Genomic DNA, 21464 nt, shown 5'->3' with positions numbered 1-21464 from the left:
CAAATTTTATTAATAAAATACTTTTTGCATGATATAATTAATTTTATGGGGGTTTTAAGTCATGAGCATGAAGGGGAAAGATTTACTATCTATTCATGACCTGTCGGTAGATGAAGTTTATCAGATTCTAAACTTATCAAAAGAGCTTAAAGCCAAGCAAAAGAATGGTGAGGAGCATCATCTTTTAAAAGGCAAAACACTTGGAATGATATTTCAAAAGTCTTCTACTAGAACGAGAGTATCGTTTGAAGTTGGTATGTACCAGCTTGGTGGAATGGCACTATTTTTATCAGCAAATGATTTGCAAATAGGACGCGGAGAACCTGTTAAAGATACAGCCAGGGTTTTGTCTCGCTATGTTGACGGGATCATGATCAGAACCTTTTCTCATGATGAAGTTATCGAACTGGCGCAGTATTCAGATATACCTGTAATTAACGGTTTAACTGACTTACTACACCCCTGTCAGGCCCTTACAGATATCTTCACTGTTATGGAACATAAAGGTGAACTGAAAGGTCTTAAGATGGCCTATGTTGGTGATGGCAACAATATGGTGAATGCGCTTTTACATGCTTGTGCTAAAGTCGGCATGGATATAGCAGTAGCGACACCAGTTGGATACTCGCCTAATACTCAAGCTCTTGCCGAGGCCCAAGAAGATGCTGCTCTTTCCGGCAGTAAAATAACTATTAGTAATGACCCGACAGAGGCAGTTAAAAATGCTGACGTTATTTATACTGATGTTTGGGCTAGTATGGGGCAGGAAAAAGAACTAGCAGAACGAATGAAGGTTTTCCATGGTTTCCAAGTTAACAAAGAACTTTTAAGTGCAGCTAAACCTGATGCTATTGTACTTCACTGCTTGCCAGCTCATCGTGGCGAAGAGATTACCGATGAGGTAATTGAGTGCTCACAATCAGTAGTTTTCGATGAAGCTGAAAACCGCTTACATGTACAAAAAGCTATCATGGCTTTACTTATGGGTAATTAATTTAGTTAAATTTAAGCTATTCAGATTTCTGAATCAGCCGAACTTTACGAAGGAGTTGTTGGAGATATGAGCGACATAAAAAAGGTAGTACTTGCTTACTCTGGAGGACTTGATACTTCAGTAATTATTCCTTGGCTTAAAGAAACCTATAATTGTGAAGTAATTGCGATGTGTGCCGATGTAGGTCAAGGTGATGAATTAGAACCAGTTAGAGAAAAAGCACTTAAATCTGGTGCAAGTAAAATCTACATTGAAGATCTTACTAAACCATTTCTTGAAGAATATGTATGGCCAACTTTAAAAGCTGGCGCTGTATATGAAGGAAAATATCTTTTAGGTACTTCCTTTGCTCGTCCGATTATAGCTAAAGCACTTGTTGAAATTGCCGAAAAAGAAGGTGCAGATGCTATTGCCCACGGTGCAACTGGTAAAGGAAACGACCAAGTGCGTTTTGAACTTACTGTTAAAGCCTTAGCACCACACCTTAAAATTATTGCTCCATGGCGCTTATGGGATATCCGCTCCCGTGAAGATGCTATTGATTACGCTGAAAAGCATGGCATACCTGTTCCTGTAACTAAAAAACGTCCTTATAGTATGGACCGCAATATCTGGCATTTAAGCCATGAAGGGGCAGATCTTGAGTTTCCATCTAATGAACCGCTAGAAGACGTTTATATGGTTACAACCACTCCGGAAAAGGCTCCAGATAAAGCTACATATGTTGAAGTTGAATTTGAAAAAGGAATTCCAGTAGCGGTTGACGGAGAGCGTATGGATTCAGTCGCTCTATTAACTAGGTTAAATGAATTAGGCGCACAAAATGGTATTGGAATTACCGATATTGTTGAAAACCGCCTAGTTGGCATGAAATCACGCGGTGTATACGAGAACCCAGGTGGATCAATTCTATATTATGCACACCGCGAGTTAGAATATCTAACGCTTGACCGCGCAACTATGCATTATAAAGAACAAGTTGCCGTTCGTTATGCTGAGTTAGTGTATGACGGAATGTGGTTCTCACCGCTTCGTGAAGCTTTAGATGCTTTTGTTGATTCCACACAGCAAAATGTAACAGGGTCTGTACGTTTAAAACTATATAAAGGTAATATCATGAGCGCAGGCTCAAAATCACCATACTCGCTGTATCATGAAGGTTTTGTTACTTTCGGCCGTGATGAAGTTTATAATCAGGCTGATGCAGAAGGCTTCATCAACCTGTTCGGTCTTCCGCTTAAGGTTAGAGCTCTAATGCAGAAAGAGGCGAAGAAAACTAATGAGTAAGCTTTGGGGCGGCAGGTTTGCCAAAAATACCGATGTAATGGTGGAGGAGTTTACCTCCTCCATTTCTTTTGACAGCCGGATGTATCGGGAAGATGTTGCCGGCAGTATCGCACATGCACGAATGCTTGCTAAGTGCGGTATCATCTCAGGAGATGAAGCAGAATTAATCATTAAGGGCTTAGAAGAAATCCTAGCAGACATAGAAGCTGGTAACTTCAGTTTTGAAATTGCCCTTGAAGATATCCATATGAATATTGAAAAGCGTTTGACTGAGCGCATCGGTGCGGTTGGCGGCAAGCTTCATACAGCTCGCAGCCGTAATGACCAAGTAGCTGTTGATACCCACCTTTATGTTCGAAAAGAACTTGCTGCAATCGCAGAATTACTTTTGGATTTGCAAAAAGCTTTTGTGGAAACAGCAGAAAAAAATTCGGATGTTATAATGCCTGGATATACACACTTGCAACGGGCTCAGCCGATATTATATTCCCATCACATGATGGCATACTTCTTTATGCTCTCTCGTGACTTCTCACGCCTTCAAGGTGTTTATGAGCGTACTGACATTCTGCCGCTTGGTGCTGGAGCATTAGCTGGTACTACTTTCCCAATTGATCGTCATTTTGTTGCAGACCAGTTAAAATTTAGCCAAATTTATCAAAATAGTTTAGATGCAGTAAGCGATCGTGATTATATTCTGGAGTTCTTATCATTTGCCTCAATTCTAATGATGCATCTGAGCAGAATTAGTGAAGAGATTATTTTATGGTGCTCCTCAGAGTTTTCGTTTATTGAGCTTGATGATGCTCATTGTACTGGCTCAAGCATTATGCCGCAAAAGAAGAACCCTGATGTAGCAGAATTGGTAAGAGGGAAGACTGGGCGTGTTTTTGGTCACCTAATGGCTATGCTTACAGTAGCTAAGGGCTTACCGCTGGCTTATAATAAAGACTTGCAAGAGGATAAGGAAGGTTTATTTGACACTATTGACACAGTCAAATTTAGCCTTACTGTCTATGCCTCAATGATTCGGGCAATGCGTGTCAATAAAGATCGCATGCTTTCAGTTGTGCGCAATGACTTCTCAAATGCCACCGATATGGCCGATTACCTAGTAAAGAAAGGTCTGCCTTTCCGTCAGGCACATGAAGTTGTAGGCAAAAGTGTGCGCTACTGTATTGAACAAGATAAATGGCTCATGGATTTATCCTTAACTGAGTTTAAACAGTTCTCCGATCTATTTGAAGAGGACATCTTAGAAGCAATTAAGGTTGAAACTTGTGTAGCTAACCGCAATTCATTTGGTGGAACATCGTACACTCAAGTAGGACAAGCAGTGGAAACTGCTCATAAAACTATTGCTAAACAGCAAGCCGTGCTTGACATGTATACAAAAGCCAAGATATAATAAATTTAATTTAGCTCGTGATAGTTTCCAAAACCTGCTTTTAAATTTTTTGAGCAGGTTTTGGAAACAATACTTTTAAGGGCAAGGAGGGGCTTTGTATATGTCAGATATAACTATCATTAAGACTGATAATCCAGGAACCTTACCTGATGAAAACTCACTCGGTTTTGGCAATTATTTTACAGATCACCTGTTTGAAATGGATTATAACCCTCAGGATGGTTGGCATAATCCGCGAATAGTTCCGTATCATGAGTTTAGTGTAAGCCCGGCTAACACCACACTTCATTATGGTCAAGGAATTTTCGAGGGTATGAAAGCCTTTAGAACAGTTGACGATCGTGTGGTATTATTTAGACCACTAGAATATTTAAACCGTCTGAACAGGTCGGCTGATGTGCTGTGCATTCCAAGAGTAGACGTAGACTTAGTACATAAGGCGCTCTTAAAACTTATTGAAATAGAAAAAAACTGGGTTCCGGCGAAGCAGGGGACGAGTCTTTATATACGGCCCTTTATCTTTGCAACTGATCCATACCTTGGACTTAGAGTAGCTGAGAACTATAAAATGGCTATAATACTATCTCCTGTTGGTGCTTATTACGCCGCTGGTTTTAATCCTGTTAAAATCAGAGTTGAAGATAAGTATGTTCGTGCAGTTCCCGGTGGCTTAGGTGAAGCTAAGACACTCGGTAATTATGCTGCGAGCCTCAGAGCAGCCGTGGATGCTAAAAAAGTTGGCTATGCACAAACTCTTTGGCTGGATGGTATTGAAAGAAAATATATTGAAGAAGTAGGCGCTATGAATATCTTCTTCAAAATAAATGGTGAAATTATTACCCCTGCTCTTACAGGCAGTATTTTAGGCGGAATAACTAGAAAAACTGTGCTTGAAATAGCAAAAGAGTGGGGATTTAAAGCGACTGAACGTAGAATATCAATTGATGAAGTATTTGAAGCTCACGCTAAAGGGCAGCTTGAAGAAGTTTTTGGTACTGGCACAGCTGCAGTAATCTCTCCTGTCGGCGAATTATCCTGGAAAGGCGAAAAATTAATAATCAACGATAACAAAACCGGGGAATTTGCCCAAAAGCTTTACGATTATGTAACAGGTTTACAATATGGTGAAGTTGAAGATAAGTTCAATTGGGTTGAAACGGTAACAAAAGCCTAAAAAGTAATCGACCTCTCGCTAAAATGCGGGAGGTCTTTTTGTAATGATCGACTTTCATTTTCATGTCGGAGTAAAGATATAGGATAATAACTAATTAGAGTAATTACTCCTTCTTAATTGGAGAAGAAGGTATTTAAATAGAAAAAATTGCGCATAACAATAAAGGTATTTCCTGATATTGGGGAGAATAGCATAATGAAGAATATTTGAGGAGTTTTTCTATGCTTGCACAGATCCAAGGATTAATTTCAACAATTAGCTTGTTGGATATTTTAGATATTCTCATCGTAGCGGTTGTGCTTTATAAGCTTTACGTTATGATAAAAGATACAAGAGCATTGGCGTTGCTTAAAGGGCTGATTGTCCTTTTAATTATCACCCTAGTAAGCAGATGGCTTGGTCTTAATGTTATCTATTGGCTAATGCAAAAGACAATGACAGTTGTACTGGTAGCGCTTCCGGTCGTATTTCAGCCAGAATTACGGCGAACGCTGGAACATTTGGGGCGTGGAAAGCTATTTGGTAAGAACGCCTTGTTAAATCAGGAAGAGACGGAATCTCTTATAACTGAAATTGCAAATGCTGCAGCTGTACTTGCTAAAAATAAAATTGGGGCGCTTATTGTACTTGAAAGAGGTACTGGACTGAATGATTATAGTGACTCAGGAATTCAGGTAGACGGTTTAGTGTCTCAAGAGTTTCTCATTAATATGTTTATCCCTAATACTCCCTTACATGATGGTGCTGCAATTATTCGCGGAAATCGAGTTTTAGCTGCGGGATGTCTGCTGCCGCTCACTGACGATCATAGCCTAAACAAAGAACTTGGGACAAGACATAGAGCAGCGATTGGGGTTACCGAACAAACGGATGCAATTGTAATAGTAGTAAGTGAAGAAACTGGGATTATTTCGGTAGCGAAGAGCGGACGGCTAGTAAGATACCTTGATACAGAAGAATTGATTCAAACTCTGCGTCCGTTATTTACTAATAGACCATCACCACTAAGTGACTTTCTAAATTGGAGGCAGTCTCAATAATGGATAACTTCCCGCAGAAAAATCTTACTGCTAAGATACTGGCTCTTATTTTTGCAATAATATTATGGGTTTACGTAATGAACGAACAAAATCCGCCAATTGATATTAGCATGCAGGTTCCTTTGGAAGTTAGGAATGTAGTTGCTGGTCATACTGTGCGTGACGCTGCAGATTCAGTACGAGTGAAAATCCGTGGGCCGCGCAGTGTAATAGCGGTATTGAATAATCAGGATGTTAAAGCATATATAGATTTATCAGGGGTCAGTGAGGGACGGCAAACAGTGAAAGTTCGTACTGCTATACCGAACGGACTAGACATAGTCGACATAAATCCGGACAGAATAACATTACAGCTTGATAAAAATGTTTCTCGTTCGTTTCCTATTGATGTTACGTTTTCAGGAACCACAACTGATGGAGCAAATATCAGTAAGGTTTTTCCAGAAGCTAACACAGTTGTTATAGAGGGTCCTCGTACTCTGATTGACACGGTCGCAAGAGTGGTTGCTCATGTAGATCTTACAGGGAAAACAGGTGATTTTAGCGCAAATATTCCGCTAGTTCCGCTTAATAATGACGGGAAAGAAGTGGAAGGGATAAAAGTTAGTCCGACTCATATAAGTATTACAACATCTTTAGTGCCAGGACCTAACAAGAAAACTGTTGATATACGTGCGCTGATTGCAGGCGAGCTGCCTGCTGGAGTGGTCTTAAAAAACATTGCAATTGAACCAGCAAAAGTTGAAATATATGGTGAAAAGAAGCTAATAGATCAAGTGGAATTTTTATATACAGAACCAATTAGTATGATAGGTATAGATAAAGACATTACAAAAGAAGTAAAACTTGAAATAAAAGATGGTATAACAACTGCTAAAAAAACAATAACTGCACATATTAGTGTTGAAAAGAAGAAGTAAAGAATCACGTTAGGAGAGAATTAATTGTTAAGGATAACTAACTTCCGTGTGCCAATTGATGATAATACGGCAATGGCTAAGTTAGCTGCTAAACGTCTAAATTTGCCACCTCAGGCTGTGCTTGAGGTGGTCCTTGTACGTAAAGCACTTGATGCCAGACGCAAGAACAACATAAACTTTGTATATACTCTTGATGTTAAGATTGCATCACCTGAAGGCCAAGCTCTTGCACGACTGCGTGGCGATAAAGAAGTAACAATGGTATCTCAAGCAGTAGGTCAGCCTGTTGCTTATGGTAATAGACCGCTTGAGCATAGACCAGTTGTTGTAGGGCTAGGGCCTGCAGGAATGCTCGCTGGCCTAACTTTAGCAAACTATGGCTATAAGCCACTGGTACTAGAACGTGGTAGAGATGTTGATAGAAGAACTCAGGATATAACTAATTTTTGGCGGACAGGAAAGTTTGATGAAGTTTCAAACGTTCAATTTGGTGAAGGTGGAGCAGGAACTTTTTCTGATGGTAAGCTTACAACAAGGGTGAATGACCCAAGAATGCGTGATGTTTTAGATCTATTAGTCGAGGCTGGTGCCCCGCCAGAAATTAAATATTTGCATAAACCGCATATAGGAACAGATAAACTGCGAGAGGTAGTAAAATACATCCGCAAAAGTATCATAGAATTTGGCGGCCAGGTTGAATTTGAAACAATGGTTACTGATATAGATGTCAAAGAGGGCAAACTCAAAGGCCTAATGCTAGAGGATGGAAGATATATTCCTTGTACAACAGCGCTGTTCGGCATTGGGCATAGTGCGCGCGATACTTATTATATGCTTCATAAAAATCAGGTTGCTATGCAAGCAAAGCCTTTTGCTATTGGAGTAAGAATTGAGCATCCTCAAGAGCTTATTGATAGGGCTCAATATGGGATAACTGCTGGTCATCCGAATTTATCAGCGGCAGACTATGCGCTAGTATATCATACCAAAGATACTGGACGTACAGCCTATTCCTTCTGTATGTGTCCGGGTGGGATTGTAGTTGCTGCTGCCTCCGAACAAGGTCAAGTAGTTACAAACGGTATGAGTTATTATAATAGAGCTTCAGGTATAGCCAATAGCGCATTAGTTGTTAATGTTAATCCTTCTGACTACGGCAATAGTATACTTGACGGTATTGAATTCCAACGCAAGTACGAGTCACTTGCTTATCAGGCTGCTGGGAGAAATTATTTTGCGCCAGTACAAACAGTAGGGGATTTTTTAGCCGGCAAATCTGGAAGTGAGTCATTTTTAGTAAATCCTAGCTACAATCCTGGTATCGCGGCAGTAGATCTTCGCCAGTGTCTGCCAAGATTTGTTACTGATACATTAGCCGAAGCTCTTCCCGACTTTGGCCGTAAAATACGAGGCTTTGATCATAATGATGCCGTAATGACTGGTGTGGAAACAAGAACCTCTGCACCCGTAAGAATTATCAGAAATAGTGATTTTGTTTCTGAAAACACTGAGGGCCTTTATCCGATAGGTGAAGGTGCAGGTTATGCGGGCGGAATTATGAGCGCCGCTTTGGATGGTCTTAATGCAGCTCTGGCTTTAATTGGAAAATATAGATATTAAAAAACATAACGTAATAGAAGGGAGATTACTTAATAGTATGGGTAGACTTTTTGGGACAGATGGAGTAAGAGGTTTAGCAAATAAAGAGTTAACGCCAGAATTGGCTTTTCGTTTAGGTAGAGCAGCAACTGCTTTCTTTGGAGAGGAATCACATTGTCAGCCTATTGTTGTAATTGGAAGAGATACTCGTATTTCTGGGCAGATGCTTGAGGCGGCCTTAGCAGCCGGAATTTGCTCAGCTGGTGGAAAGGCTATTTTAGCTGGTGTAGTTCCAACCCCAGCAGTAGCTTATCTAACACGTAAACTAAATGCTCAGGCTGGAGTAGTTATTTCAGCTTCGCACAATCCATTTCCGGATAATGGCATTAAATTCTTTGCTGGAACAGGCTACAAGCTTCCTGATGCTGTAGAGGATAAACTTGAAGACTTAGTCTTATCAAGTAATGATGAGCTATCACGCCCTACGGCTGACGGTGTGGGAACTATCGAATGTCGCCATGATTTAATTAATGAGTATATCGACTATGCGATAACTGCTGTTGAAGGCGACTTTGCTGGATTAAAAATCGTAGTCGATTGCTCTAATGGAGCGGCATTCGAGGTAGCGCCTGCAGTTTTTAAACGTTTGGGAGCTGACGTTATAATCATAAATGACAGCCCAAATGGCATTAACATTAATAAGAATTGTGGCTCTACTCATATGGAGGCCCTGCAAAAAGCTGTTCTTGAACATAAAGCCGACTTAGGAATAGCTCACGATGGAGATGCTGACCGCTGTTTAGCAGTTGATGAGACAGGGGCGCTTGTTGATGGCGATCAGATTATGGTAATATGTGCGCTTGAACTAATGAAGCAGAATAAGCTGAAAGATAATACTTTAGTAGCTACAGTCATGAGTAATATTGGTTTGCATCAAGCGATCAAGAAAGCGGGCGGTAAGGTCGAAATCACTCCAGTGGGTGATCGTTATGTGCTAGAAAACATGCGAGAAAACGGCTATTCACTCGGCGGCGAACAATCGGGCCATATAATATTTAATGAGTTCAGTACAACCGGTGACGGTCTTATTACCGCTCTTAAACTGGTTTGTTCAATCCGAAAAAGCGGCAAAAAACTTTCAGAGCTTGCAGCATTAATGACACGTTTTCCGCAGCTATTGGTAAATGTCCGGGTTATGACTAAAGATGGTTGGCAAGATAATAACGTCATAAGTGAGGCTATTAAAGCTGGGGAAGATGAGCTAGGGGACAGCGGGCGTATTCTTGTGCGGCCTTCTGGAACAGAACAGCTTATTCGCGTGATGGCCGAAGGTCCAACTTTACCTCAGTTAGAAAAGATTGTTCATGGCATTGCCGACACAATTAAACAGCAGCAAGGATAGTAAAAAATAAGGTACTTTCCTTGTTAGCTGCACAATAAACATAAGTTGACCAAATATGATTATTGTATTAAAATATTAGAGTAAAGGAGCACAAATGTGCTCCTTTGCGTATATATGTATCAAATGAGACTTAATTCATGTGGAGTTTGTACTCCATCTGAATTTATAGTCGAATTTATCCAGGGACTTAGCCGCTTTACTCCCTTTATAGAGTATGGGAGTATTAGAGCGGGTTAGTCCTCGGATAAAACTAAAGAAGGGCGGTGAGATATGGATAGATATATGAATTTTTACCAAAAATAATTAAAGCGCTGGTACTTGCTTCTAATTTGCAAGTTGACGAGGAAGAGGTTTATCGAAACTGTCAGCGGATGCCTCTCGGCCACTGTGGTCGTAAAACAGCCGACAAACCCGAAAGGCGACTTTCGGAACAAAGCGGCTTAAGCAGAAACAAATCTTACTTTTTGGAGGATTACCCAATGTGTGGTATTGTTGGTTATATTGGGCCCAATGAAGCGGCTCCTTTTCTAATCGAAGGCTTAACCAAACTGGAATACCGCGGCTATGATTCAGCCGGTATTGCAGTATTTGATGGTAATAGAATAAATGTTGAAAAAAGCGTAGGACGTCTCGGCAATTTAGAGAAAAAGGTCGAAGGAAAAAGTCCGCAAGGTCATATTGGTATAGGTCATACTCGGTGGGCTACCCACGGAAGACCATCTGATGTAAATTCCCATCCTCACACAGACTGCAGCGGCAAGTTTGTAGTTGTTCACAACGGCATAATTGAAAACTACTTGCATCTTAAAGAGCAGCTTATTGCTAAAGGGCATGTTTTCACATCCGAAACCGACACTGAAGTAGTGGCGCATCTTGTTGAGGACTATTATGACGGTGATCTTGAATCAACTGTTAAGAAAGTTTTAAATGTTATTGAAGGATCTTATGCCCTCGTGTTCATGTCCGAATATGAACCAGATAAAATTATTTGTACTAAACAAGATAATCCACTGGTAATCGGTCTTGGCGAAGGCGAGAACTTCATTGCGTCAGACATACCTGCTATTATCAGCCGCACTCGTAAGACCTATATCTTAAGTGATGGCGAAATGGCGATAGTTACTAAAGATTCAGTGTGGGTAATGAACCGCCAAGGTGTACCTGTAACTAAGAAGGTTTTTGAAGTTCATTGGGATGCCGAAGCTGCGGAAAAAGGCGGCTACGAGCACTTTATGATTAAAGAAATCTACGAGCAGCCGAAAGCAGTTAGAGAGACAATGTCTGCCCGTCTTGCAAAAGATGATAGTGCAGTAATTCTCGACGAATTGAAATGGAATAAACACGATCTTGCCGCAATTAAAAAGATCTTTATCGTAGCTTGCGGTACAGCTTATCATGCTGGTGTTGTAGGTAAATACTATATCGAAAAGTTAGCCCGCATTCCAGTTGAGGTAGACATAGCTTCTGAATTCCGCTACCGTTCCCCATTAGTTGATGAAAACACTTTGACAATCGTTGTAAGCCAATCAGGTGAAACCAGCGATACACTTGCTGCTCTAAAAGAAGCAAAACGTCTTGGTGCTAGAACGTTAGCTGTGACAAACGTTGTCGGTTCATCTATAGCTCGTGAGGCAGATCAGGTTATCTATACCTGGGCGGGCCCTGAAATTGCTGTTGCGTCTACCAAGGCTTATACAACTCAGCTTGTTACAATGTTCTTGCTTGCTGCCTATATGGCTGGTATTAAGGAAACTGTTGCACCAGAACGTATTAAAGAGCTTATTCAAGGATTGCGCAATGTGCCAAGCCAAATTCATGAATTATTAGAAGATGTTGAGCCGATTAAAACATTTGCTCAAAAATACGGCTTTAATGAAGACGTATTCTTTATTGGACGTTCACTTGACTATGCGGTAGCGCTTGAAGGATCACTCAAGCTTAAAGAGATTTCCTATATTCATGCTGAAGCATATGCAGCAGGCGAACTAAAGCATGGCACACTAGCTCTTATTATTGAAGGTGTACCAGTGATAGCGCTTGCTACTCAGAACGATGTATACGAAAAAACTCTAAGCAATATCAAAGAGGTTAAAGCACGTGATGCTGTAGTTATCGGCGTTGCCCTAAAAGGCGATACCCAAATCGATAAATATGTAGATCACACCATCTTTATACCTCACACTGATAAAATTTTAGCACCAATTTTGGCTGTAATTCCACTTCAGCTATTGTCATACTACGCTGCAGTAACCCGCGGCTGCGATGTTGATAAGCCGCGTAACCTCGCTAAGAGCGTAACTGTAGAGTAATCTAAAACCACCATCTTATTAGATGTGTTTTGCAAAATCAAGTTACAAATGGATTTAATAAGGTTAATAGTCCCTACCGCTGCTGAGCGGTAGGGACTTTCTGTATTGGATCGGCAAGTTCAAGATTTTTTTAGATATGGTAGGCGTCTGCAGTCTAACCAACGTATTCTTTGATTTTTGAGCGGAGCTTAAAATAGCTCAAAATCAGCCAAGTGCCAGACATGTTAGCCCGGCTAAAGTAACTATAGCGGCGACGATACGAAGCTTAGCGTCACCTTCAGCCCAAAACCGTGCTCCTATTATTGCGCCGATTAAGATGCTTACTTCTTTTTTTATGCTTCTATGGGAGCTAGCTGAAAATTGGTATTATTTTGTAACAATATTACGAATGAAACACTATAGCAAGTTTTGGAGGAATATGAACTATTTACATAGAATGCTTTTACTAATAGCTCAATATGAATAACGCAAATGCCAATATGTACCAAACATACAGTTACAATATTGTCCTTGCGCACGCTAATATGGGGGTATCAGTAGCAATGAATATTAACAAAATGCTTTTTACTTTTATTCTAGTAATGGCATGTTTATTTACAATTTTACCAGTTCAGGCTGCAACTATTTTGTATGTTCCGCAAGATGACAGGCCGGTGAGCTTAGAAAATATAGTTGATACGGCTGAAGCGGCTAAAATATCAGTGTTGGTTCCGCCAATGGATATTATCGCTAGTCGTGATAAAAAAGGTGATCCGGAGAAGCTGTGGCAATGGGTTAAGGAAAATGCTTATAAGGCTGATGCTTTAGTCTTATCGGGTGATTCACTTATATATGGTGGATTGGTAGATTCACGCACTCATGACTTTGGTGAAGTAATTTTACAAAAGCGTTTGAACCGCTTTAAAGAATTGCACGAAGCTAATCCTGCTATACCAATTTATGTGTATTCGACTATTTTGCGAACGCCGCAAGGCAGTGCCGGCGGGGTTGAACCTGCTTATTATGAGCAATATGGTTGGAATATTTTTCAGCTAACAGCGTTAAGAGATAAAGCAGAGATTGAAGGGTTAACAAAACAAGAAAAAAAGTTAATTGACTATAACTTGGGGACCATCCCTCCAGACGCATTAGCGGATTGGCAACAACGCCGCCAAAAGAATTTTGCCATTAATGCTGGGTTACTTGATCTGAATAGACAGGAGATATTTCGGTTTTTTCTGTTAGGGCGGGATGATACTGCGCCATATTCTCAGAGTCACAAGGAAGGTCGCGAAATTAGTGCTTTGGCAGTTGACTTGCCAAAGGCTAGGTTTCAAACTTTTCCAGGTGCCGATCAATTAGCAATGGTTATGCTGGCTAGGGCCTATAATGATCTAAATTATTATATTCCTATTGTAAAGGTGCAATATGCACCAGGAGCGGGTGAAAACAGTATCCCAAGCTACGAGGATCAAAAAGTCGGTAAGTCAATTGTTGGACATGTAACAGCAGCTGGAGGCGTTGTATTGAATAACCCCCGGAAGCCTGATTTGCTTCTTTATATAAATACTTCATTTACGGGGAAAACTTTTGAAGCAGCATCTCCAAATAATACAACAAAGCTAACTCCAACTTTAAGACAGTTTGTCGATGATATTAAATTAAGCGTTGAAGCAGGGCAATCGGTATCTTTGGCTGATATCTCTTTTGCAAATGGTTCTGATAATGCGTTGATTACCGAATTATCACGTCTTAATTTACTAGATAGAATGAACTCTTATTCCGGCTGGAATACTGCCGGCAATACCATAGGCTTTACAATTGGTCAAGGAATGCTAGCCAAACACACAGATGAGCAAGAACGTAAGCGTTTATTAGCAGTGCGTTATCTGGATGACTGGGCTTACCAAGCTAATATCCGGCAGGCTCTAGAAAAAGAGATACTTTATCCAAATAAGGGAAGCCTGGTATATTTAAACGAACTAAGGTCTGTTCTAACCGTGGAAGCTGAAAAGAAAGCAAGGCAGTTTGTTGCCGAACATCTCTGGTTTCCACCGGAACAGCTTACAGTGGAATTTCCATGGAACCGAATGTTTGAAGTCAGAGTAAATATTGCACGCTGAGATACATAGGTCGCGCAAAAGGAAGCTAGAAAGTAGAGGAAAACAATGAACGGAACAGAACGTAAGAATATACGACCTGGAGTAAAAGTCAAAATTGTACAGAAACAGCATCAGCGAACAGGGCAGCTTACAGAAGGAATTGTAAAAGACATTCTAACAAGTAGTGCAGTTCATCACAGAGGTATCAAGGTTCGGCTTGATAATGGGATTATTGGCAGGGTTCAAGAAGTTCTATAGAAATAAAAAGTAAAACAGCACATAAAAATCATGTGCTGTTTTACTTTTTATTTGTGGCTTTGTATTTTTGTAAAGAATATCTTTTTAGAATAACGCAGTGTCCATAGCACTAAGGTTAAATTCCTTTTTACATTCGACGATAATCTAGAACATTTTATCGGCTTTATTAATGATTAATGTTTTTGGTTCTTTGCCTTCCTCTGGCCCATGGGTATATCCAACTACATCGAAGTATTCGCTTAGCTGTTTTGCCAAAGGCTCATAATTAGCTGATTTTCCTCGCATACATGAAGATAGATGCACAGCATCCACGCCGTTTTTAATCATCATTTCAATTTTACGATCAATATCTCCGCCATCATGTGTAAAAGTTACGAGTGTTAGATCGTCTTCATATCTCGAGAAAGCATCCTTTTTCTGAAAAAATGCATTAAGACATCCTTTGCATGTACAGCGCTGCATTGTTTCTTCCCTAACTATAATAGCAATTTTCATAACTCACCTCAGATTATTTAGTATATTTTGTTAATATATGTCTTGTATACCAGTTCGCATAATATATCATGGTTTAATCATCATTACCATGAACTTACTTGTAATTACTATAAAGCATATTAAAAAATATGTCTGTGATTTATATTACAGATATAAGGCTTATTGCATCAATGAAACATGGCAGTCTTTTAAGTGTATAGAGAAGAGAACTATTGGCTTGAAAGCTCTTCTAGTAACACAAAAATATCCCTTATACTGAAAATCATCAGATAAGGGGTATTTTTAATTCTTCTATATTTCAGAAGGTTATTGTATTTAGTTTAAGAAATTTCTACCTTCAGTTCGTTCTAAACAACGTTTCTTGACAAGCTCAGGATCGACGATAACCCTTGCAACTCCGGTATCAATTGCCGCTTTTGCCACTGCTGCGGCAACACTTGGGGCCAGCCTCTGATCCATGGCATTAGGAACAATGTAATCTTCGCGCAGTTCGGAATCGGTAATTAGTGATGTTATTGCAAACGCAGCTGCTAGTTTCATTTCTTCATTAATAACACTTGCCCGCACATCAAGCGCTCCACGGAATAATCCCGGAAATACTGATGCATTATTGACTTGATTAGGCGCATCAGATCGTCCCGTTCCGGCCACTCGTGCTCCGGCATTAATGGCATCATGATAGCTAATCTCCGGTACTGGATTTGCCATTGCAAATACAATAGGATCCTTTGCCATTGATTTTATCATTTCAGGTGTGAAGAGATTTGGCTTAGATACACCAAAAAGTACGTCGGCCCCATTAGCAGCTTCCACAAGGTTACCTGTTAAACCGTTCTTATTAGTTACGCTTGCTAGATACTGCTTAATTCTATCAAGGTTAGGACTATCTTGATGTAAAATACCTTTACTTGTTAGCATAATGACATTTTCACAGCCAGCGGAAACTAAAATTCTTCCAATCGCAGTCCCAGCAGCTCCAGCGCCATTAACTACAATTCTAGCTTTACGTAACTCTTTTTTTACAAAACGCAAAGCACCAATAAGTGCAGCTAAGGCTGCAATAGCTGTCCCATGCTGGTCATCATGAAAGACTGGTATATCTAAGATTTCGATTAATTTATCTTCAATATCATAGCATTTAGGTGATGAAAAATCCTCTAAATTAATACCACCAAAAGTAGGTTCTAATCGTTTTATGGTCTCGATAATCTCATTTGGTTCTTTAGTATTAATACAGATTGGCACTGCGTCTACATCCGCAAAAGCCTTAAATAAAATTGCTTTGCCTTCCATAACCGGCATTGCAGCCTCTGGACCAATATCCCCTAGACCAAGAACACGAGAGCCGTCACTAACCACGGCAATCAAATTGCTTCGACACGTATATTCAAAAGACAAAAGTTTATTTTCCTTTATTTCTTTGCACGGTTCGGCTACTCCAGGTGTATAAGCAAGGCCCAAATCATTGCTATTATTCAAAGGAACTTTAATTGCAATTTCAAGTTTACCTTTATTTTTGCTATGGTAATTTAATGATTCTTGCTTTATATCCGTACTGAACACCTCCAGTATATTTTAATAACCTTACTTATAACATTTACTTGTTTTGTTAGAATTATGTTTAGTGATGAGTATCACAGTCTTATTAGAAAATATCAGCTAGAATACAAGTATAAGAATAAAACGGTTAATTAAAATATAAAAAAGAAGAGGGTCAGGTGAAGAATATGTTTACAAAAAATGATAAGATTGGTTCTGTTGTTGTTCAATTTCCCAAAGCGGCTGAAATATTAAAAAAATATCAAATTGATTTTTGCTGTGGTGGTGATAGACCCTTAGAAAAGGCTTTTGTCGAGCAAAACTTAAATGAGGCAGAGATATTAGAACAATTAAATTCGGCCTATGCTGAATTTAAAGCATCACGTAATTACACTGATACCGATTGGTCTAAGCAATCACTTACCAGTTTAGTAGATCATATAGTGGAAACGCATCATAAGTATCTCTACGAGAACTTACCAGCAATAGGCGAGTTGGCTTTGAAAATCCTGCGAGTTCACGGTGATAAACACCAGGAACTGTATCGTATCCACAAGCTATTCAATGCCCTAAGGACTGAACTTGAACAGCATCTAATAACCGAAGAAGTCGAACTTTATCCTGTTATAAAGCAATATGAAATTTCAGGTAGTATCCAGGACTTGGCTAAAATTAAAAAAATACTTGATAATTTAGAAGATGAGCACGAGACTGCAGGTGGAGTATTAAAGGAACTAAGAGCTATTACGAAAAACTTTGTCCCACCTAGCGATGTGTGTGCTTCTTATCAACTAACATATAAAAAGCTAGAGGAACTTGAATCAGATATTTTCCAGCACATTCATTTAGAAAACAATATATTGCATCCAAGATTAAGAAAACATATCGAAACTTTATAAAAGTCGTATGTTATTATAGAGTAACTAGATAGCAAGGTGTAATAAGAATAGACAAGCAACCCCGTTTGGTGACGGCCTGCTTGTCTATTCTCATTATGCGAGTAATTCTAAATTTTAAACTATTTATTCTTTTCGATATAAACAAGAATTGCATCTCTTAAAAATTCGGCTGTTCCGGGTTGTTTCTTATCATAGTAAGCTTTAAATCTTTCGTCTTCAACATACATTTGAGCAACACCCGCGTGAGCTTCTTTTGTATAACTATCCCAATAGAAAGTAAGCCACTGACGATGCAGATCAGCTGCCTTTTGAGCTAAGTCTGAAGCAGGATCACCAGTAAGATAGGCTTTATGCAGCGTTTCTATAACATCGTTAGCAAGTATTTTAATTCTTTCATACTCTTCTGGAGTCATATTCTTTAGTTTTTCGTTTGATTTATTAACAGTTTCGTGTCCATATTTTCTGCGTATTTCTTTACCGTATTTAATTTCGTTTTCATCGATCAATTTTTGCTTAAATCCTTCGAACTTTTCTTTGTCATTCATATAAATTCCCTCCTCTTTTGCAGCAATTGTTTTTTCTACATTAGCAAGTAACATATCTAATTGAATTCTCTTTTCTATTAGTTTTTCGCGGTGCTCTTTTAGAGCAACAGTTTCATTAAAGGTGGGCGAGTCCAAAATCTCCTTGATGATCTCCAAACTTAAGCCTAGCTCGCGGTAAAAAAGAATCTGTTGAAGTTTATCTACTTCCTTCGCACCGTAAATACGATAACCTGAAGAATTAATGCGGGCTGGCTTTAATATTCCTAGCTCATCATAATACCGTAGCGTCCTGCCGCTCACGCCAGCAAGCTGTCCAAGTTTTTGAACTGTATATTCCATTTGCTCACCTCCTGAAGCTAATATACACTTTTACGTAACGTTAATGTCAATAGGCTGTTATATAACTCGGTGTCATGTTGAAATATTTATAATGGTTATTTACAATACTAAGAATAATTTTAGAATAATCGGTAATTGCTGGAATGGTATTAATGCACTATAATTATAGTAAGACTTCAACGAAGGAGTGAGTATAGTGTTTGCATTAAACTTTATTTCAGCACATAACGAAAAAATCTTACTGACTCGTGAGAAAACTACGACAATTCGTTTGGGAGATAAAAGGGATATATATCCGGAGAATTCGATTGTATGGATTACTTTCGGCAACAAATATGGCCCGAAGAAAAAATTATATAAAGCAATCATTGACAGAGTGCTGATAAAGCCTTTTTCTGAGATAACAAAGGAAGAGCTGCGGCATCAAAATCCAGATGTTAAAACTATTGATGAATTAGTTACCCTATTTGAAAAAATATATGAAAGAAAAATATATATTGAAGATACTGTTTCCGTGATTCACTTTTCCGAAATAGTAGATTAGCAAAAGGGCACCTAGATAGGTGCCCTTTTTGTACTAACAGATAGTTTGTCTGAAAAACGCATAACGAGTTAAGCGACGAGAATACTAAATTTAAATATGTATTTTAGGAGGAAGAGTTATGATTAGAGTATGTCCAACTTGTTCAAACGTTGATCTTGAAAAAATCACAGCTATATTAAATGAAAATGATATAGAAGTAGACTGTATTGGTGAATGTGGTCAGCACGAAAATAAAAGTTTTGGCTATATAAATGACGAGTTAGTTATAAAAGATACAGAAGAAGAATTTCTAGAAGCAATTAAGCAGCATATTAATAAAGATTAGTGATTTATACTGGGGTTTCTGATACCAAAAATCAGAGCACCCCAGTATAAACTTATATATTGTCAATTTGCCAATCTATAGTATTTTTCCCCAGAGAGACAAGGATATTATTTGTCTTTGAAAAAGGTTTGCTTTTGAAAAAGCCTCTGCTCGCGGAAAGCGGACTGGGATGAGGAGACTTAATAATATGGTGATTTTTATTTGTAATAAGGCTTGTTTTTGATTGAGCATGACTTCCCCATAAAATGAATATAAGGGGATCAGTTCTTTCATTCAGCAAGCTGATTACTTTGTCGGTAAAGTATTCCCAGCCAATTTTTTTATGTGAGGTAGGCTGCCCAGCTACTACGGTAAGGACTGTATTGAGCAAAAGTACACCTTGGTTAGCCCATTTGATCAAATAGCCGTTATTAGGAATATAGCAATTTAAATCATCTCGGAGCTCTTTATAAATATTAAGTAACGATGGTGGTGTAGCAACTCCAGGTTTTACTGAAAAGCTAAGACCATGAGCTTGATTAGGCCCATGGTAGGGGTCTTGTCCTAATATTACTACTTTGATATCTGTATATGCAGTATAATGAAGAGCGTTAAAAATATCATACATATCAGGATAAACCGTTTTTGTCTTATATTCGTTAATTAAAAATTGTCTTAAGTTTAAATAATAGTCTTTTTGTAACTCATCTTTTAAAAGATTGTGCCAGTCATTTTTAAAAATAGTCATTTTTCATCACCGATTTAAATTATAGCATATTTTACCTCGTTATTGAGGTTGATATAAATATAGTATATTCGCCCGCCTTTTTCTAGTAATTTATATTTAGGAGCGTTTAGTAATATTTGTGGAAAATTCCGTCTTTACTACTTTCTGAATTAGTAAAGCAAACTATTTGAGCGGAAAGCGACATTTAAATCGAAATTTTGATTGTTTTTAAAGAATTATCGACAAATGCGCTTGTTTTTGCTATTATTAGTTTCGTAGAAAAACATAAGTTAGCAAAACACAATAAATATCAAAGAAATTCATTTATAGCAGGTGTATAATACTATAGATGTATCACCCGATTACAAAGAAGATAAAGTGGACTTATTATACGTAATGTATAAACTTTCTTACATTAATAAAGGAAATCGCGGCTATGGATGCATAAGGTTTGTCACAAGCGTGTTTTCTTTATAGATAGGAGCGTTAAAAATGAAAATTGCCACTCCGTATTATCTTATTGATGAGAAAAAATTGCTGCGCAATCTAGAGATCATACAGAAAGTGCGACAGCTTTCAGGGGCAAAGTCAGTATTAGCATTAAAGTGTTTTTCAACTTGGTGTGTATTTGACTTGATGCAACAATACATGGACGGAACAACATCCAGCTCGCTTTATGAAGCTAGGCTGGGCTTTGAAAAATTCGGTAAAGAAACACATGCATATTGTGTTGGATATTCAAAAGAGGATATAAAAGCTGTTGCCGAGTTCGCCGATAAAGTAATTTTTAATTCAGTATCCCAATTAGAGAAATATTATGATGTTGTAAAAGGTAAAAAGATTGGACTAAGGGCAAACCCAGGCATTAGTAACTCCGGTTTTGATTTAGCTGATCCTGCTCGCAAATATTCACGATTGGGTGTAGTGGATAAAGATGAAATAGCTAAAAGGCTTCATCTTCTAGACGGCTTAATGTTCCACTATAATTGTGAAAACGACGATTTTGAGAAGTTCTCCCAGCAGCTTGATCTTTTAAGTGAAGGCTATGGCGAGATGCTCAAACAAGTAGATTGGGTTAGTTTAGGCGGTGGACTATATTTTACCAAAGAGGGTTACCCAGTTGAAAAGTTTAGCCAGAAACTAGCCGATTTTTCAGCTAAGTTTAATGTACAAGTTTACCTAGAACCAGGAGAAAGCTCTATTACTGGGGCTGGTGAATTAGTGACCAGCGTAGTTGACTTGGTTCACAATGAGATGGATATTGCAATTGTTGATGCTTCTGTTGAAGGACATATGCTAGACCTTCTAATATATAGACTATCAGCTAAAGTTAATGACAGTGATGCAGGAGAGCATAAATATATGGTAGCTGGAAGATCCTGCTTAGCTGGAGATGTGTTTGGAACATTTAACTTTAAGGACAAGCTGGAAATTGGCAGTGAAATAAGATTTGCTGATACAGCTGGTTATACTATGGTTAAGAAAAACTGGTTTAATGGATTGCAGATGCCTGCTATTGCCGTTCGCAGGCTGGATGGTACTTTAGAGGTTATTCGAGAATTTAGTTATGAAGATTTTTTAAAAAGTTTATCATAATTAT

General features: G+C 38.8%; 19 protein-coding genes. 15 read left to right on the top strand and 4 right to left on the bottom strand.

The annotated features are described in order from the left end of the window. The first annotated feature begins 61 nt into the window (after positions 1-61). The 11 genes from argF (at position 62) to V6C17_RS15225 (ending at position 14472) form a co-directional block, all read left to right on the top strand. The gene (gene argF, locus V6C17_RS15275; RefSeq protein ID WP_333523449.1) at positions 62-994 is read left to right on the top strand and encodes an ornithine carbamoyltransferase; all 933 of its coding nucleotides are present in this window, start codon (positions 62-64) and stop codon (positions 992-994) included. Positions 995-1060: 66 nt separating this feature from the next. Then, a complete protein-coding gene (locus tag V6C17_RS15270) occupies positions 1061-2281 on the top strand; it encodes an argininosuccinate synthase (RefSeq protein ID WP_333523448.1) in 1221 nt (406 codons plus the stop codon). After that, complete coding sequence (gene argH / locus V6C17_RS15265) at positions 2274-3689, top strand: argininosuccinate lyase (RefSeq protein WP_333523447.1); 1416 nt, start codon at positions 2274-2276, stop codon at positions 3687-3689. Before V6C17_RS15270 ends, argH begins: the two co-directional genes overlap by 8 nt. A gap of 100 nt (positions 3690-3789) precedes the next feature. Further along, positions 3790-4863: a branched-chain amino acid aminotransferase gene (locus V6C17_RS15260; protein ID WP_333523446.1), complete on the top strand. Its 1074-nt coding sequence runs from the start codon at positions 3790-3792 to the stop codon at positions 4861-4863. A 221-nt stretch (positions 4864-5084) separates the two neighbouring features. Continuing rightward, positions 5085-5903, top strand: a complete 819-nt coding sequence (gene cdaA, locus V6C17_RS15255; protein WP_333523445.1) for a diadenylate cyclase CdaA — start codon at positions 5085-5087, stop codon at positions 5901-5903. Then, the gene (locus V6C17_RS15250) at positions 5903-6823 is read left to right on the top strand and encodes a CdaR family protein (RefSeq protein WP_333523444.1); all 921 of its coding nucleotides are present in this window, start codon (positions 5903-5905) and stop codon (positions 6821-6823) included. Before cdaA ends, V6C17_RS15250 begins: the two co-directional genes overlap by 1 nt. 24 nt (positions 6824-6847) lie before the next feature. Beyond that, the gene (locus V6C17_RS15245) at positions 6848-8443 is read left to right on the top strand and encodes an NAD(P)/FAD-dependent oxidoreductase (RefSeq protein WP_333523443.1); all 1596 of its coding nucleotides are present in this window, start codon (positions 6848-6850) and stop codon (positions 8441-8443) included. A 37-nt stretch (positions 8444-8480) separates the two neighbouring features. Continuing rightward, positions 8481-9824 (top strand): phosphoglucosamine mutase, encoded by a 1344-nt coding sequence (glmM, locus tag V6C17_RS15240; RefSeq protein WP_333523442.1) that lies wholly within the window; start codon positions 8481-8483, stop codon positions 9822-9824. A 479-nt stretch (positions 9825-10303) separates the two neighbouring features. After that, complete coding sequence (gene glmS / locus V6C17_RS15235) at positions 10304-12133, top strand: glutamine--fructose-6-phosphate transaminase (isomerizing) (RefSeq protein WP_333523441.1); 1830 nt, start codon at positions 10304-10306, stop codon at positions 12131-12133. Positions 12134-12675: 542 nt separating this feature from the next. Then, positions 12676-14235, top strand: coding sequence for a DUF4127 family protein (locus V6C17_RS15230; protein ID WP_333523440.1), 1560 nt, complete (start codon positions 12676-12678; stop codon positions 14233-14235). A gap of 45 nt (positions 14236-14280) precedes the next feature. Next, positions 14281-14472 carry a YwbE family protein gene (locus V6C17_RS15225; protein ID WP_333523439.1) on the top strand — a complete coding sequence of 64 codons (192 nt, stop codon included), beginning with the start codon at positions 14281-14283 and terminating at the stop codon, positions 14470-14472. A gap of 144 nt (positions 14473-14616) precedes the next feature. Here the strand turns inward: V6C17_RS15225 and V6C17_RS15220 are convergent, their stop codons facing one another. Together V6C17_RS15220 and V6C17_RS15215 are read right to left on the bottom strand one after the other, a co-directional pair. After that, on the bottom strand, positions 14617-14967 hold the full coding sequence (locus tag V6C17_RS15220; protein ID WP_333523438.1) for a CGGC domain-containing protein: 351 nt from the start codon (positions 14965-14967) through the stop codon (positions 14617-14619). A 315-nt stretch (positions 14968-15282) separates the two neighbouring features. Beyond that, on the bottom strand, positions 15283-16530 hold the full coding sequence (locus V6C17_RS15215; RefSeq protein WP_333523437.1) for an NAD(P)-dependent malic enzyme: 1248 nt from the start codon (positions 16528-16530) through the stop codon (positions 15283-15285). A 164-nt stretch (positions 16531-16694) separates the two neighbouring features. Here V6C17_RS15215 and ric point away from each other — a divergent pair, with 164 nt between their 5' ends. Beyond that, complete coding sequence (ric, locus tag V6C17_RS15210) at positions 16695-17405, top strand: iron-sulfur cluster repair di-iron protein (RefSeq protein WP_333523543.1); 711 nt, start codon at positions 16695-16697, stop codon at positions 17403-17405. A gap of 119 nt (positions 17406-17524) precedes the next feature. Here ric and V6C17_RS15205 read toward each other — a convergent pair whose 3' ends face one another. Continuing rightward, positions 17525-18289 carry a MerR family transcriptional regulator gene (locus tag V6C17_RS15205; RefSeq protein ID WP_333523436.1) on the bottom strand — a complete coding sequence of 255 codons (765 nt, stop codon included), beginning with the start codon at positions 18287-18289 and terminating at the stop codon, positions 17525-17527. 196 nt (positions 18290-18485) lie between these two features. Here V6C17_RS15205 and V6C17_RS15200 point away from each other — a divergent pair, with 196 nt between their 5' ends. Beyond that, complete coding sequence (locus V6C17_RS15200; protein WP_333523435.1) at positions 18486-18833, top strand: ASCH domain-containing protein; 348 nt, start codon at positions 18486-18488, stop codon at positions 18831-18833. Between the two features lie 118 nt (positions 18834-18951). Next, the gene (locus V6C17_RS15195; protein ID WP_333523434.1) at positions 18952-19158 is read left to right on the top strand and encodes a DUF1450 domain-containing protein; all 207 of its coding nucleotides are present in this window, start codon (positions 18952-18954) and stop codon (positions 19156-19158) included. A gap of 52 nt (positions 19159-19210) precedes the next feature. Here V6C17_RS15195 and V6C17_RS15190 read toward each other — a convergent pair whose 3' ends face one another. Next, positions 19211-19885 (bottom strand): uracil-DNA glycosylase, encoded by a 675-nt coding sequence (locus V6C17_RS15190; RefSeq protein WP_333523433.1) that lies wholly within the window; start codon positions 19883-19885, stop codon positions 19211-19213. A gap of 471 nt (positions 19886-20356) precedes the next feature. On the opposite strand from V6C17_RS15190, the gene nspC reads away from it, so the two are divergent. Next, positions 20357-21460, top strand: a complete 1104-nt coding sequence (nspC, locus tag V6C17_RS15185; RefSeq protein WP_333523432.1) for a carboxynorspermidine decarboxylase — start codon at positions 20357-20359, stop codon at positions 21458-21460. Positions 21461-21464: the final 4 nt, after the last annotated feature.

Source organism: Dendrosporobacter sp. 1207_IL3150 (assembly GCF_036763085.1).
Lineage (GTDB): Bacteria > Bacillota > Negativicutes > DSM-1736 > Dendrosporobacteraceae > JBAIYU01.
The sequence above is the reverse complement of the archived record's forward strand: the minus strand, read 5'-3'. Positions and strand labels throughout refer to the sequence as shown.

Excerpts from the sequence above, each read along its gene's own strand:
- V6C17_RS15190 (WP_333523433.1), bottom strand. The coding sequence starts at position 19,885 with ATGACTATTTTTAAAAATGACTGGCACAATCTTTTAAAAGATGAGTTA.
- cdaA (WP_333523445.1), top strand. The coding sequence starts at position 5,085 with ATGCTTGCACAGATCCAAGGATTAATTTCAACAATTAGCTTGTTGGAT.
- argH (WP_333523447.1), top strand. The coding sequence starts at position 2,274 with ATGAGTAAGCTTTGGGGCGGCAGGTTTGCCAAAAATACCGATGTAATG.
- argF (WP_333523449.1), top strand. The coding sequence starts at position 62 with ATGAGCATGAAGGGGAAAGATTTACTATCTATTCATGACCTGTCGGTA.
- nspC (WP_333523432.1), top strand. The coding sequence starts at position 20,357 with ATGAAAATTGCCACTCCGTATTATCTTATTGATGAGAAAAAATTGCTG.
- V6C17_RS15270 (WP_333523448.1), top strand. The coding sequence starts at position 1,061 with ATGAGCGACATAAAAAAGGTAGTACTTGCTTACTCTGGAGGACTTGAT.
- V6C17_RS15220 (WP_333523438.1), bottom strand. The coding sequence starts at position 14,967 with ATGAAAATTGCTATTATAGTTAGGGAAGAAACAATGCAGCGCTGTACA.
- V6C17_RS15260 (WP_333523446.1), top strand. The coding sequence starts at position 3,790 with ATGTCAGATATAACTATCATTAAGACTGATAATCCAGGAACCTTACCT.
- glmM (WP_333523442.1), top strand. The coding sequence starts at position 8,481 with ATGGGTAGACTTTTTGGGACAGATGGAGTAAGAGGTTTAGCAAATAAA.
- glmS (WP_333523441.1), top strand. The coding sequence starts at position 10,304 with ATGTGTGGTATTGTTGGTTATATTGGGCCCAATGAAGCGGCTCCTTTT.
- V6C17_RS15195 (WP_333523434.1), top strand. The coding sequence starts at position 18,952 with ATGATTAGAGTATGTCCAACTTGTTCAAACGTTGATCTTGAAAAAATC.
- V6C17_RS15230 (WP_333523440.1), top strand. The coding sequence starts at position 12,676 with ATGAATATTAACAAAATGCTTTTTACTTTTATTCTAGTAATGGCATGT.
- ric (WP_333523543.1), top strand. The coding sequence starts at position 16,695 with ATGTTTACAAAAAATGATAAGATTGGTTCTGTTGTTGTTCAATTTCCC.
- V6C17_RS15250 (WP_333523444.1), top strand. The coding sequence starts at position 5,903 with ATGGATAACTTCCCGCAGAAAAATCTTACTGCTAAGATACTGGCTCTT.
- V6C17_RS15205 (WP_333523436.1), bottom strand. The coding sequence starts at position 18,289 with ATGGAATATACAGTTCAAAAACTTGGACAGCTTGCTGGCGTGAGCGGC.
- V6C17_RS15225 (WP_333523439.1), top strand. The coding sequence starts at position 14,281 with ATGAACGGAACAGAACGTAAGAATATACGACCTGGAGTAAAAGTCAAA.